The 13,285-nt window shown below is 59.2% G+C and carries 13 protein-coding genes; 9 read left to right on the top strand and 4 right to left on the bottom strand.

The features are described 5' to 3' along the window. The first annotated feature begins 32 nt into the window (after positions 1 to 32). Positions 33 to 1,343: an MFS transporter gene (locus HDC32_RS02230; RefSeq protein WP_131696233.1), complete on the top strand. Its 1,311-nt coding sequence runs from the start codon at positions 33 to 35 to the stop codon at positions 1,341 to 1,343. A 64-nt stretch (positions 1,344 to 1,407) separates the two neighbouring features. On the opposite strand, the gene HDC32_RS02235 is transcribed toward HDC32_RS02230, so the two are convergent. Next, positions 1,408 to 2,112 (bottom strand): SDR family oxidoreductase, encoded by a 705-nt coding sequence (locus HDC32_RS02235; RefSeq protein ID WP_167656295.1) that lies wholly within the window; start codon positions 2,110 to 2,112, stop codon positions 1,408 to 1,410. Positions 2,113 to 2,213: 101 nt separating this feature from the next. Between HDC32_RS02235 and HDC32_RS02240 the strand changes: the two genes are divergently transcribed. The 4 genes from HDC32_RS02240 (at position 2,214) to rarD (ending at position 6,469) form a co-directional block, all read left to right on the top strand. Continuing rightward, complete coding sequence (locus HDC32_RS02240; protein WP_184742318.1) at positions 2,214 to 3,125, top strand: LysR family transcriptional regulator; 912 nt, start codon at positions 2,214 to 2,216, stop codon at positions 3,123 to 3,125. Between the two features lie 119 nt (positions 3,126 to 3,244). Next, positions 3,245 to 4,111: a hypothetical protein gene (locus tag HDC32_RS02245; RefSeq protein ID WP_145337800.1), complete on the top strand. Its 867-nt coding sequence runs from the start codon at positions 3,245 to 3,247 to the stop codon at positions 4,109 to 4,111. A gap of 193 nt (positions 4,112 to 4,304) precedes the next feature. Then, entirely contained in the window at positions 4,305 to 5,315 is a 1,011-nt protein-coding gene (locus HDC32_RS02250; protein WP_131696229.1) for an aldo/keto reductase, read from the top strand. Positions 5,316 to 5,587: 272 nt separating this feature from the next. Next, a complete protein-coding gene (gene rarD / locus HDC32_RS02255) occupies positions 5,588 to 6,469 on the top strand; it encodes an EamA family transporter RarD (protein WP_131696228.1) in 882 nt (293 codons plus the stop codon). Between the two features lie 56 nt (positions 6,470 to 6,525). Here rarD and hppD read toward each other — a convergent pair whose 3' ends face one another. Both hppD and HDC32_RS02265 read right to left on the bottom strand, forming a co-directional pair. After that, positions 6,526 to 7,602, bottom strand: a complete 1,077-nt coding sequence (hppD, locus tag HDC32_RS02260; protein WP_184742320.1) for a 4-hydroxyphenylpyruvate dioxygenase — start codon at positions 7,600 to 7,602, stop codon at positions 6,526 to 6,528. 246 nt (positions 7,603 to 7,848) lie between these two features. Then, positions 7,849 to 8,772, bottom strand: a complete 924-nt coding sequence (locus HDC32_RS02265; protein WP_184742322.1) for a DMT family transporter — start codon at positions 8,770 to 8,772, stop codon at positions 7,849 to 7,851. A 78-nt stretch (positions 8,773 to 8,850) separates the two neighbouring features. Here HDC32_RS02265 and HDC32_RS02270 point away from each other — a divergent pair, with 78 nt between their 5' ends. The 3 genes from HDC32_RS02270 (at position 8,851) to HDC32_RS02280 (ending at position 11,910) form a co-directional block, all read left to right on the top strand. Continuing rightward, complete coding sequence (locus HDC32_RS02270; protein ID WP_184742324.1) at positions 8,851 to 9,777, top strand: LysR family transcriptional regulator; 927 nt, start codon at positions 8,851 to 8,853, stop codon at positions 9,775 to 9,777. A gap of 27 nt (positions 9,778 to 9,804) precedes the next feature. Continuing rightward, positions 9,805 to 11,346: an EAL domain-containing protein gene (locus HDC32_RS02275; protein WP_184742326.1), complete on the top strand. Its 1,542-nt coding sequence runs from the start codon at positions 9,805 to 9,807 to the stop codon at positions 11,344 to 11,346. Between the two features lie 198 nt (positions 11,347 to 11,544). Beyond that, positions 11,545 to 11,910 (top strand): histone-like nucleoid-structuring protein, MvaT/MvaU family, encoded by a 366-nt coding sequence (locus tag HDC32_RS02280; RefSeq protein ID WP_027606583.1) that lies wholly within the window; start codon positions 11,545 to 11,547, stop codon positions 11,908 to 11,910. A 111-nt stretch (positions 11,911 to 12,021) separates the two neighbouring features. On the opposite strand, the gene HDC32_RS02285 is transcribed toward HDC32_RS02280, so the two are convergent. Beyond that, positions 12,022 to 12,558, bottom strand: coding sequence for a DUF4946 domain-containing protein (locus tag HDC32_RS02285; protein WP_167656291.1), 537 nt, complete (start codon positions 12,556 to 12,558; stop codon positions 12,022 to 12,024). Between the two features lie 199 nt (positions 12,559 to 12,757). Between HDC32_RS02285 and gloA the strand changes: the two genes are divergently transcribed. Continuing rightward, positions 12,758 to 13,279, top strand: a complete 522-nt coding sequence (gene gloA / locus HDC32_RS02290) for a lactoylglutathione lyase (RefSeq protein WP_053129696.1) — start codon at positions 12,758 to 12,760, stop codon at positions 13,277 to 13,279. The last annotated feature ends 6 nt before the right edge of the window (positions 13,280 to 13,285 follow it).

Genomic DNA, 13,285 nt, shown 5'->3' on the forward strand with positions numbered 1-13,285 from the left:
ATCGCGCAAAATCATAATAAAGAGAGATTCCCATGTCACAGAGCGCCGCTGTCACACTGGCCACCGATGACGATAAAAACGCCATCTACAAGCGCGTTACCCTGCGCTTGATCCCCTTCATTTTCATCTGCTATCTGTTCAACTACCTCGACCGGGTCAACGTTGGCTTTGCCAAGTTGCAGATGCTCGATGCGCTGAAATTCAGCGAAACCGTGTACGGCCTGGGTGCCGGGATCTTCTTTATCGGCTACGTGCTGTGTGGTGTGCCGAGCAACCTGGCGCTGACCAGGTTCGGTCCACGGCGCTGGATTGCGTTGATGATGATCGTCTGGGGCACGCTGTCCACCTGCCTGCTGTTCGTCACCACGCCTACGCATTTCTACACCTTGCGCCTGTTTACCGGCGCGGCTGAAGCCGGCTTCTTCCCCGGCGTGGTGCTGTACCTCTCGCAGTGGTTCCCGACGTTCCGCCGTGGGCGGATCATGGCGCTGTTCATGTCGGCGATCCCGGTGTCCGGTTTGCTCGGCAGCCCGTTTTCCGGCTGGATCCTCAACCACTTCGCCGCCGGCCAAGGCGGCTTGGCGGGCTGGCAGTGGATGTTCCTGCTGCAAGGCATTCCGACCGTGATTCTCGGCGCCCTCGCCTACTTCCTGCTCAGCGACAGCTTTGCCCACGCCAAGTGGCTCAAGCCCCACGAGCGCGCAGTGCTGGAAGCCGACCAGGCCACCGACCTGGCCAACAAGCCGAAAACCACCACCGATTCACTCGCCGAAGTGTTCAAGAACCCGGCGATCTGGGCATTCGGCCTGATCTACTTCTGCATCCAGAGCGGTGTGTACGCCATCAACTTCTGGCTGCCGTCGATCATCAAGAACCTGGGCTTCAGCGATAACCTGGTGATCGGCTGGCTCAGCGCGATTCCATACCTGCTGGCCGCTGTCTTCATGTTGCTGGTGGGCCGCTCGGCGGACTTGCGCAAGGAGCGCCGCTGGCATCTTGTCGTGCCGATGTTGATGGGCGCCATCGGCCTGGTGATTGCCGTGAACTTCGCCACCACGCCAGCCATCGCCATCCTCGGCCTGACCATCGCGACCATGGGCGCCCTCACCGGCCTGCCAATGTTCTGGCCGGTACCGACCGCCATGCTCAGTGCGGGCGCAGCGGCCGGTGGCCTGGCGCTGATCAACTCCATGGGCCAGATGGCCGGCTTCCTCAGCCCGTATATCGTCGGTTTTGTGAAGGACGCCACCGGCTCCACGGATGTGGCGCTGTACCTGCTGGCGGCGGTAATTGTGGCGGGCAGTGTGTTGGCGTTACGGATGACGCGGACCTTGAAGGTATAACACGGTCCATGTGGGAGGGGCGGTGCGACGATTCGACTTGCCGCCTCCCACATATAGTCCGCGTTTACAGCAGCCCGCCGCCGTCGATATCAATGACAGCACCGGTCATGTAGCCATTCTCCATGGCCAGCACATACCCCGCCGCCACTTCCTCTGCCTGCCCTACGCGCCCCACCGGCAATGCGCCACCCGCCTTGGCAAACATCGCCAGGCGCTGGTCCTCGGCCAACCCCGCATACGCAGGGGTATCAATCACACCGGGACTCACCACGTTAACGCGACGCGGTGCCAACTCCTTGGCCAACTGCTTGCCCAGGGCTTCAGTGGCCGCGTTGATACCGACTTTGATGAACTGGCCCGGCGCCAATTTGCGCCCCAGTTGCCCGGAGGTCAGGCTGATGCTGCCGCGCTCATCAAGAAAAGGCAGCGCCTGTTGGATCGCCCGCAACGCGCCCCAGAGTTTCACGTTGAAGTTGTCCTGGGCCTCGTCCAGATCGGTTTCGATCAAGGTCTTGGCCCGCACCGAGGGGCCGGAGGTGTACACCAGATGGTCAAAACGCCCGACGGTTTCGAACAAACGCTGCAGGGAGGCGGCGTCGGTGACGTCCACGGGTTCGCTGCGCAGGCCGTTTTGGCTGCCCGACGAGAGGCGTCGCCCCGCCAACACCACCTGAGCACCGCGTGCAGCGGCGGCCTTGGCCACGGCTGCGCCGATCCCGCTGCTGCCGCCGATGACGATGACCGTTTTACCGTTGAGGGGGGAAGTCATTAAGAAATGTCCTGGGTCAGAAAGTGAGCGCTCATCTTCCCAGCTTGGCAATCAGCGAAAAATCCCGGTAAAACGACAGGATCTTTAAAGGATTTTTACAAATGAGCTCAATCCTCGACCTTGAAGTGTTCGCACGCACCGCCGACACCGGCAGCCTGTCCGCCGCCGCACGTGGGCTGGGCCTGACCCCCGCAGCAGCCAGCATCGCCCTCAAGCGCCTGGAAACCCGGTTGGGCACCCGCCTGCTGGCACGCTCCACCCGCAGCATGCGCCTGACAGAAGAAGGTCGCCGCTACCTCGACAGCGTGCGCGAAGCGCTGGCCGCATTGGCCGAAGGCGAGCAAGCGCTCAAGCAGCAGAGCCAGGGCCTGACCGGCCTGCTGCAGTTGGCGGCGCCCTCGGATTTTGGCCGCAATGTGGTCCTGGGCTGGCTGGATGAGTTCAAGCAGGAACACCCGAACATCCGCCTGCAATTGCTGCTCAACGACAGCAATGCCGACCTGTTCCGCGACACCGTCGACATCGCCCTGCGTTTCGGCGTCCCACGGGACTCCAGCCTGGTGGCGCTGCCGGTGGTCCCCGACCACCAACGCATTCCCTGCGCCAGCCCCGACTACCTGGCGCGCCACGGCACGCCGCGCACCCCGGCGGAGTTGGCGCAGCACAACACGCTGCGGTACATGCGCCAGGGCCGGGCCAACAGCACCTGGTACTTTCGCCAGGGCACGACGTTGCAGGAAGTTGAGGTGACGGGCGACTACCTGAGCGATGACGGCGAGATTGTGCGGCGCTGGGCACTCGCCGGCCACGGTATTGCCTACAAGGCCAATCTCGACATCGCTCGGGACCTCAAGGCCGGACGGCTGGTGCAACTGTTGCCGGACTGGCAGGGAGAACCCACCCCGTTCAACCTGATGTGCCCCCACCGCCTGCAAGTGTCGGAACGGATGAAAGTGCTGCACCGGTTTCTACAAGTGCGCTGCCAGGCCCTGTTACAGCCATCGCTGCCCTAAGTTTCAGCTATTAAGAGGTGGCTTTTTAAACCTGTCATTTATGACAGTATCTCAGCGTACCTATCGCATTTAGCATGTCCATTCCGAAGTCCCCTTCACATTGCGCAAGGAACATCGAGATGACAACTAAAGCTAAACCAACCGCGAGCACGGGCAGCCTCACCGCAGCGTTTACCGGCAGCCATACCCATTCGTTCGTATCCGATCTCGACAGACAACATATCTTCAAGTCCGGAGAGCACTGGCGTTTCAGTGGGGTTGAATTGCAAAGCGGCGACCCACACCAGAATTATTATGGGCTGAACGTGGTGCTTCCGGCTGATCTTGAAGAGAACGGCAAGAAGCACATCTACAGCTTCCCCGACGAGGTCACCGGCTTTGTCTTTGCACCCTATGGAGCAGGTATTTCCGTCTATCGGATTGTAAGTGGGGAGATCACCGTCTCAGTACTAAATGAGGAAATGAACGCAACCTTCCATTTATCGGCGGAATTTAACGAAGCGCATGTAGACCTTACCGACGGCGAGCTTCACTTGAAGGGAATATCCTACCCAAGGCTCTATACAGATACCTTCAATGGAACATTCCGTAATAGCCCGTTTCCTTCACATGAAGATTTTGTAGCAAAGACCGTTGGCATTATCAGTCACGAATCGCCCTTTTTCCCGGACAGCTGGGAAGTCTTTGGCTCGCGGGATATCGACTCTTTTCCACCCTCAAACCAAATCGTCAGCATCCAGATAACAAAAAACCTGACCGAGCATGACTATGTCATCTCCCCAAAAAGCACGGAGGTTTTCGTCAACTGCAGCGCCCGTCCCGCTTACGGCCTCTATGCCGCAGTGGGAGGAAACCTGCATTTCGATTCACTCCCCGCTACAGGCCGCGCGAAAGGCACATTGAAATGCAGTTTTATTGTGAGAGAAGGCGTGGAGTTTCAGTTCGATGGTGGATTCGACGTAGGCACGCCCTTCTATATCGCTTGATCTTGTTCAAAGATGTAAGCCCCCGCCGCTCTCAACTGGTAACGCCGAATCACCCGCGGCGTTATCAGTTGCACACGGCCACGGCGGGGGGACAGGCGGGTCCGTGCACGCCGATACGCCGACGTTGAGCTTGTTCTAGAGCCTTGCTCTCTGGTATTGCATAGCACTCGTCAATGCTTTTGAGGAATGCACCATGATTTACCGCACGTTGGGCCAGTCCGGTTTGAAGGTCAGTGCCTTGACTCTGGGCACCATGATGTTTGGCGAACAGACCAACACCGAGGACTCGCTGCGCATCATCGACAAGGCCTGGGACCAGGGCGTCAATTTTATCGACACGGCGGACGTGTACACCGGCGGGCGCTCCGAGGAAATCGTCGGCGAAGCCATCGCTCGCCATCGTCAGGATTGGGTGGTGGCGTCGAAAGTCGCCATTGGCCCCACGGAGGGCCTGCCCAACCGCAGTGGCCTGAGCCGCAAGCGCATCTTCAACGCGTTGGAAGCCAGCCTCACCCGCCTCGATACCGACTACCTCGACATCTACTACCTGCACCGCGAAGATCACGACACCCCGCTGGAGGTGACGGTATCGGCCATCGGCGACCTGATCCGCCAGGGCAAGATCCGTTACTGGGGCCTGTCCAACTATCGCGGCTGGCGGATTGCCGAGGTGATCCGTGTCGCCGAACGCCTGGGCGTGGACAAGCCGGTGATCAGCCAGCCGCTGTACAACATCGTCAACCGTCAGGCCGAAGTCGAACAGATCACCGCCGCCGCCGCGTACGGCCTGGGGGTCGTACCTTACAGCCCACTGGCGCGTGGCGTGCTCAGCGGCAAATACGCACCGGACGTCACACCCGAAGCCGGCAGCCGTGCCGCCCGCCAGGACAAGCGCATCCTGGAAACCGAATGGCGCATGGAGTCACTGCGCATCGCCCAGCAGATCCAGCAATACACCCAGGGCCGTGGCGTGGGCATTGTCGAGTTTGCGATAGCCTGGGTGCTGAACAACGCGGCGGTGAGCTCGGCGATCGTAGGGCCGCGCACCGAGGCGCAGTGGGATGCCTACACCGGCGCGCTGGACGTGAAGATCACGGCTGAGGATGAGGCTTTTATCGACTCGCTGGTGACTCCGGGGCATTCCTCCACGCCGGGGTTCAATGATGTGGGTCATTTTGTCTCGGGCCGAGTGGCGCGCGCGTAGGCTGAGTGACCAGGCTACGGTTGTAGAGCGGGCTTACTGTGGCGAGCGGGCTTGCACCGCTCGCAACAACAACAACAACAACAACAACAACAACAACAACAACAACAACAACAACAACAACCCGACTGACCCTACCAAGCCGACCCAGAAAGCGGTAACGAGAAATTTTCCTGAAAAACGCCCCAAAACAGCGCAACCCTCTCGACTCAAAAGCACCATAATCCCTTCTTGAAATTCCCCTTTTTTTTGAAATCGGTTTTCGCGAGGACAGCGTGTCTAAAGGAGTTGTGTTATCGGTGTCGGCCTCGGTGTTGTTTGCCGTGATGTACTACTTCACGTCATTGCTGACGCCATTGAGCGGCCTGGAAATTTTCGGCTGGCGCATGTTGCTGACCGTGCCGTGCATGACGGTATTCATGATCGTCAGTGGCGAATGGCGGCGGGTGTGGGAGTTGCTGCAAGTGCTCGCGGCCAAGCCTCGGCTGATCGGCGGTGTGGTGCTGTCGTCGGCCTTGCTGGGCGTGCAGTTGTGGTTGTTCATGTGGGCACCGCTGAACGGGCGCAGCCTGGATGTGTCGGTAGGTTACTTCCTGCTGCCGCTGAGCATGGTGCTCACCGGACGCCTGGTATGGGGCGAACAGCTTTCATACCTGCAAAAGATCGCGGTGTTTTTTGCCAGCCTCGGGGTACTTAACGAGTTGTTCCAGGCCGGCGGGTTTTCCTGGGCGACGCTGGTGGTGATCATCGGTTACCCGCTGTACTTCATCGCGCGCAAATACCTCAAGACCGACCACCTGGGAGGACTGTGGCTGGACATGGCGCTGATGTTGCCGGTGGCCTGGTGGTTTGTGCAAAGCGGCGAACAGGGTTTCGCGGTGATGGATGCCCACCCCAGGCTGTACGGGTTGATCCCGGTACTGGGCCTGATCAGTGCCTCGGCGCTGGTGAGCTATATCATTGCCAGTCGGTTGCTTGCATTCAGCCTGTTCGGACTGCTCAGTTATGTCGAGCCGGTGCTGTTGCTGGTAGTGGCGCTGCTGTTGGGTGAAGGCATCAAGGCAGGCGAATGGTTGACCTACATCCCGATCTGGATCGCAGTCATGGTACTGGTGTTCGAAGGGTTCAAACATTTGGTGCGTCAGCGCCGAGCCTGAATGCCAAACGACAAAAAGCCCGACCGAGGCGTCCCTCGGTCGGGCTTTTTTCATGCTCAGTCGGCGGTCAACACGCCACGACGTACCTGGTCCCGCTCGATGGACTCGAACAGCGCCTTGAAGTTGCCCTCGCCAAACCCATCATCGCCCTTGCGCTGGATGAACTCGAAGAACACCGGGCCCATCAGGGTTTCCGAGAAGATCTGCAGCAACAGGCGCTTGTTGCCTTCGATTGACGAGCCGTCCAGCAGGATGCCACGTGCTTGCAGTTGATCCACCGGTTCGCCGTGGTTCGGCAGGCGGCCTTCGAGCATTTCATAGTAGGTGTCCGGCGGCGCAGTCATGAAGCGCATGCCGATCTTCTTGAGTGCGTCCCAGGTCTTGACCAGGTCGTCGGTGAGGAACGCCACGTGCTGGATGCCCTCGCCATTGAACTGCATCAGGAACTCTTCGATCTGCCCGGCGCCCTTGGACGACTCTTCGTTCAGGGGGATGCGGATCATGCCGTCCGGGGCGCTCATGGCCTTGGACGTCAGGCCGGTGTATTCGCCTTTGATATCGAAGTAGCGCGCTTCGCGGAAGTTGAACAGTTTCTCGTAGAAGCCGGCCCAGTAGGCCATGCGCCCGCGATACACATTGTGGGTCAGGTGGTCGATGACCTTGAGGCCGGCGCCTTGCGGGTTACGCTCGACGCCGTCGAGGTAGACGAAGTCGATGTCATAGATCGAGCTGCCCTCACCAAAACGGTCGATCAGGTACAGCGGCGCGCCGCCGATGCCCTTGATGGCCGGCAGGTTCAGCTCCATCGGGCCGGTTTCGATATGGATGGGCTGGGCCCCCAGTTCCAGCGCGCGGTTGTAGGCTTTTTGCGAGTCCTTGACGCGGAACGCCATGCCGCACACCGACGGGCCGTGCTCGGCCGCGAAGTAGGAGGCAATGCTGTTGGGCTCGTTGTTGAGGATCAGGTTGATCTCGCCCTGGCGGAACAGTTGGACGTTCTTGGAGCGATGGTTTGCGACTTTGGTGAAGCCCATGATCTCGAAGATCGGCTCCAGGTTGCCGGGGGTCGGCGATGCGAATTCGATAAATTCAAAGCCCATCAGGCCCATTGGGTTTTCGTAGTGGTCGGTCATGGCCGGCGCCTCATCATTCTTGTGGGTAGCAAGTGGTTATGTGCGAGCAAGGATGAGGTCGGAGGGCGGCGCGCAGGAAAGGCCTCGCACACTGCGGGCGAGGAAGTCACCAAAGATGAGGGGGGAGCCGAGTAGCTTCATGGTTACATCAGTCTCTGACGGCCGAGGCTTGCGTGAGCGCAAGTCGATATTCTTGTATGCGTAAATCGATTCTACACAGCGTAACCATATTTGTCCGTACTCTTATCAAATCCCCATTGCCCTGGCCTGTGCAAGGGGTTTGTTGCACAAGTAGATGCCCAACAGGATGACGGCCCCGCCCGCCAGCATGGGCGCCGTCAGTTGTTCCCCCAGCAGCAGTGCGCCGCAGATCACCGCCGTCAGTGGGTTGAGTGCGATAAATACGCCGGCGCGCGTCGCGCCGATGCGCCGGATACCGTCGTAGTAACCGATATATGCCAGCGCCGAGCCCAAAACGCCGAGGTAGGCCAGGCTGAGCCAATGGGTTATCGGCAAGCAGCCAAGCGCTTCTACGCTGACGCTTGCGGTGACAAACGCGGTGGTGGTCAACATCAACATACCCAGCAGCACCGACCAGGTGACCGTCTGCAATGGCCCCAGGCTTTGGTTGAGCCCCCGGGCACACAGCGAATAGACGCCCCACCCCGCCACACAGCCAAGGATCAGTAAATCGCCGATCCAGGCATCGGCGGTGGCCTGCAACAACTGCGGGTTACGGCTGACAATGACCGTCCCGGCACCGACCAGGCACAACAGGATACCCAGCAGCTTGATCCGACTCAGCCGCTCCTTGAATAACAGCCAGCTCGCCAAGCCGATCACCGCCGGGTTCAACGCCACGATCAACGAAGCCCGCGACGCATTGATGTACTGCAACCCATAGAAGAAGCACAGGTTGTAGAAAAAAATCCCGAAGAATCCCAGCACCGCCAGTTGCGCAAACTGCTGAAGATTGGGACGCAACAGAGGAATACGCGCGCAGGCCATGAACAGCAACAACACCAGACTGGCGAGGATAAAACGCAGGCTGGCGGCCAGCAGCGGATTGAGGTGGTCGGCCAGGAAGCGCCCGGCGACAAAGGTGCCGCCCCAGATCATGGTGACGGCGGCGAGTTTGCAATAAGTCAGGTGATCAGAGGCGAGTCGCATGAGGGATGGGCTCAAGGTACGGGAGAATTCGCGTATTCTTCAGCTAATAACCGATCATCGTAAAATGAGCTTTCACTCATGACACTGACCCAATTGGAAATTTTCTCACTGGTCGCCGAGCTCCAAGGTTTTACCAGTGCCGCCCACCGTTTGGGCATCAGCCAATCGGCGGTGTCCCATGCCATCAAGGCCCTGGAGCAGGAACTGGGTGTGGAGCTGTTTCGGCGCCACCAGTCGCTGGTAGAACCGAGTGACATCGGCCAGCAATTACTCGGACGTGCCCGTGCCATGCTCGGCCTGGCCAACACCCTGCAACAAGAGGCGGCCGATGCCCGTGGCATGCGGCGCGGTACGTTGCGCATCGGCTCATTCGGGCCGACCGCGTCGATTCGCCTGTTGCCAGCCATCCTCAGCCAGTTTCGCAGCGCCCATCCGGGGATTGAGGTGCATGTGGACGAAGGGCCCGACCGCCAGGTGCTGCAGTGGCTGGATGAGCGACGGATCGATGTGGGCTTTGTGGTGCTGGAACAGGAGCGCTTCGACACCTTTGCCTTGTTCGAGGACCAGATGGTGGCGCTGCTGCCGGCAGATCATCCATTGGCTGCGCGGGACACGCTGGCCCTGCAGGACCTGTGTGACGATGCCTTTATCCTGACGGAAGCCGGCTCCTCGGAGTTGGTCACCCGCCTGTTCGACGTCGGCCAACTGCGGCCAAAGGTGCGCTACCGCTGCGCGCAACTGCTGAGCACCCTGGAAGCGGTCAGCCGTGGGGACGGCCTGAGCATCGTCGCCGAAGCATCGCTGCCGCAGGCACTTGATCCGCGCTATGTGAAGCGACCGCTTTCGCCCCGCGTGCCGCGCCAGATTGCCCTGGCGGTGCTGGATCGGCGACAGTCGTCACCGGCCACCCTGGCCTTTATCGAGATTGCGCAAAGCCTTGGCAGGGCGAGCAAAGTCCAAGCGGGCCATCTATCATCGAAACATTCCCCGCCGGCCTGCCGGTAAAGCCTCCTGCGCAACAGGCCTGAACCCATGCCCCTCACCGTCAAAGGCCCGCGAAAGCTCTTCACCCGCTATTCGATCAGCGTGTTGTCGGGGGTGCTGCCGATCCTGCTGGGTGTGACCATCCTGTATTGGCAAGCTGAACGCACCCTTGAACAAAGCACGGCGCAAACCGCCCAGGAGGCCGTACGTCAATTCGACCTGATGCTCGACAATACCGCCCTCGCCGCCCAGGCCTTGCTGCCACTGGCCGGACAGCCGTGTGACAGTGGCGTGCAACTGGCGCTGCGTGAACAGGTCACGCGCCGGCCGTTCGTACGGGCGACGACCTTGTCCTGGCAAAAAAACATCTATTGCAGCTCCCTGTTCGGCAGTCACTACGAGTCACCGGTGAACTCGGATGACTATGTCGATGGCCGCCTGTGGTTGATGAACGGCAACCCGGTTACACCGGATACCGCGTTGCTGGTCTACCGATTGGTCGACGGGGACAAAGCCGCGTTTGCCTCAATCGACGGCTATCACCTGACCAACGCCCTGCGCCTGATCAGCCGCTATGCGCAGCTTGTGCTGCAAGTCGGGCCTCACTGGCTCGGCGCCGATGGCAACGTGCACGACACCGCAGTCCCGGTATTTGCCGTAGCCCATCATCACCTGGCATCCGAGCGCTATCACTACAGCGTCGACGCCGGCATGCCGGCCGGTGAAGTGTGGCGCTATATGCAGGCACGTTACCCCGCGCTGTTCAGCCTGGTAGTGTTCTTTGGCGTACTCGCGGGCCTGCTTGCGCACTGGCTGCAAAAGCGTTCCTCGGCGCCTACCCATGAGCTGCAGCGGGCGCTGGGGGCCAACGAGTTCATCCCGTACTTCCAGCCGGTGGTGCGCGGCGACACCCGCGAATGGGCCGGCTGCGAAGTGCTGATGCGCTGGCAGCACCCCAAGGAAGGTCTGGTCCGACCCGATCTGTTTATCCCGCTGGCCGAACATTCTGGCCTGATTGTGCCGATGACCCGTGCCCTGCTGCGCCAGACCGCTGCCCAACTGGCGCCCCATGCGACGCGGTTCAGCCCGGGTTTCCATATCGGCGTGAATATCACCGCGCGCCATTGCCACGACCTTGCACTGGTAGAGGACTGCCGTGAATTTCTCGCCGCCTTCACGCCAGGCCAGGTGACCTTGGTGCTGGAGTTGACCGAGCGCGAGTTGATCGAGCCCACGGATACTACCCGTCGACTGTTCGACGCCCTGCATCAACTGGGCGTGATGATTGCCATCGATGACTTTGGTACCGGCCATTCCAGCCTGGGTTATTTGCGCAACTTCAATGTGGACTATCTGAAGATCGACCAGAGTTTTGTCGCCATGATCGGTGCCGATGCACTATCGCGGCATATTCTGGACAGCATCATCGAATTATCCGGCAAGCTGGACCTGGGCATCGTTGCAGAAGGTGTAGAGACCGCCGAGCAGTGCGAATACCTGGCCGCTCATGGTGTGCATTTTCTCCAGGGCTATCTGTTTGGAAAGCCATTACCCAGCGATGAATTCATTAAAAACCTGGTCAGCCATTGAATAGCCATGCACTAGCGGCGTTGAAATAATGTTAATAAGACAAAAGACATGATTTACTCGTGGCGGATTAACTACTACAATTTTTCTTGCCTGTGCAGAACTCGCAGGACGACTTCTTCTGTGAGTCGCCTTAACGCTATTGGCTTATAGCTTTGTCTGTAGTTGACATCAGCCAAATACACTATTGGAGTACAGATTTTGTCCAGACTCGCCGAATTTCGCGCAGCAGAAAAAGCCCTTCAAGAGCAGCTTGCCCAGCTGGAGTCCCTGAAGAACGACGCCGGCCTGAAGAAAGAAATCGAATTCGAAGAAAAGCTTCAAGGACTGATGAAAACCTACGGCAAAGGCCTGCGCGACATCATCCTGATCCTTGATCCAAACCCGGGCAAGACCAGCGCTGCCGCCGCCAGCGCACCAAAACAGCGCCGTGCGCGCGTAGTCAAGGTTTACCACAATCCGCACACTGGCGAACTGATCGAAACCAAGGGCGGTAACCACCGCGGCCTCAAAGCCTGGAAAGAACAGTATGGCGCCGCCACTGTAGATTCCTGGCTTCGCGGCTGATCACCACGTACTAACAAAGAGCCCCGCACATGCGGGGCTTTTTTATTCAAGGGTTCGAAACCGAACTTAAATAACATTTCACTTTGTTCAGAATCGACGGGTGAAACGCACTTAAAGTTTGAGGCCAGCGCGCACCGAACTGACTTCATCCTTGCTTGCTTGGTAAGCGTCGGCTTGACCCGCGTATGAAAAAACATACGCTTTATCGGTATCAACCGCGCCTACCAATGTTTGTGAAAGCACGTGCCGTCCATTCTCAGTAATCACACACGTAGTTTCTACGGCCTCAAGACGACTCAGTGTTGTCGAGTGCATCTTGCTGCACACACTTTGGTAGCCGCCTTGGGCAAAATCTTTCTGGATGGACTTGCGCATCTCCAGCAATACGCCCTGAAGGTTAACGTTATGCCCAGCCTCGATCGGCGTCCCCGTCAACTCCATCACCATCACTGTGTTGCCATTTTCATCGTTCTTGATCGCACGCTGCCGCGAAACCGGCTGCGGCGTGGCTGGCGCGTCGCCGTCGGGTACCACCTCCTCGACCTGCCAGCCGCTGGGCCAATGAATTTCCGGCTCGCCCGCCCATACCCAAGGACTGGACAACAGCAAACACAGAGCGCTCAACAGCGGTAAACGACATTCGATCATTGCAAAAGACACCCAAGGTTCAAGCGACAAAGTGTGAGCCCCGCCACCGGCTGGTCGCAAGACCTACGCGTGCTTTTTCATTTGGCGCGGCAGGCGGGCCTTGCGTATCATGATCCGGCTGCACGGACGCCAGCTGCAAGCCAAGGGAACGCTCCTCTCACCTGGAGCCGCGTTTGCCCCATTTTTTTCTGGAGGGCCCATGAGCCTGCACGAACTGAACACCTTCCCGGGCGTCACCGCCCAACCTGACACCGCCACCTCGAACTTCGTGTTCAACCACACCATGCTGCGGGTCAAGGACATCACCAAGTCCCTGGACTTCTACACCCGTGTCCTGGGTTTTTCCCTGGTTGAAAAGCGCGACTTCCCGGAAGCCGAATTCAGCCTGTACTTCCTGGCCCTGGTGGACAAATCCCAGATCCCGGCCGACGCCGCCGCGCGCACCCAATGGATGAAGTCAATTCCAGGCATCCTGGAACTGACCCACAACCACGGCACCGAAAACGATGCCGACTTCGCCTATCACAACGGCAACACCGATCCGCGTGGTTTTGGTCATATCTGCATCTCGGTGCCCGATATTGTCGCTGCGTGTGAACGCTTCGAAGCATTGGGCTGCGATTTCCAGAAACGCCTGACCGATGGCCGCATGAAAAGCCTGGCGTTCATCAAGGACCCGGATGCGTACTGGGTTGAGATTATTCAGCCAGCGCCGCTGTAAGTTTCT

It is taken from the genome of Pseudomonas sp. JAI120, from assembly GCF_014207255.1.
In the GTDB taxonomy this organism is placed as follows: domain Bacteria; phylum Pseudomonadota; class Gammaproteobacteria; order Pseudomonadales; family Pseudomonadaceae; genus Aquipseudomonas.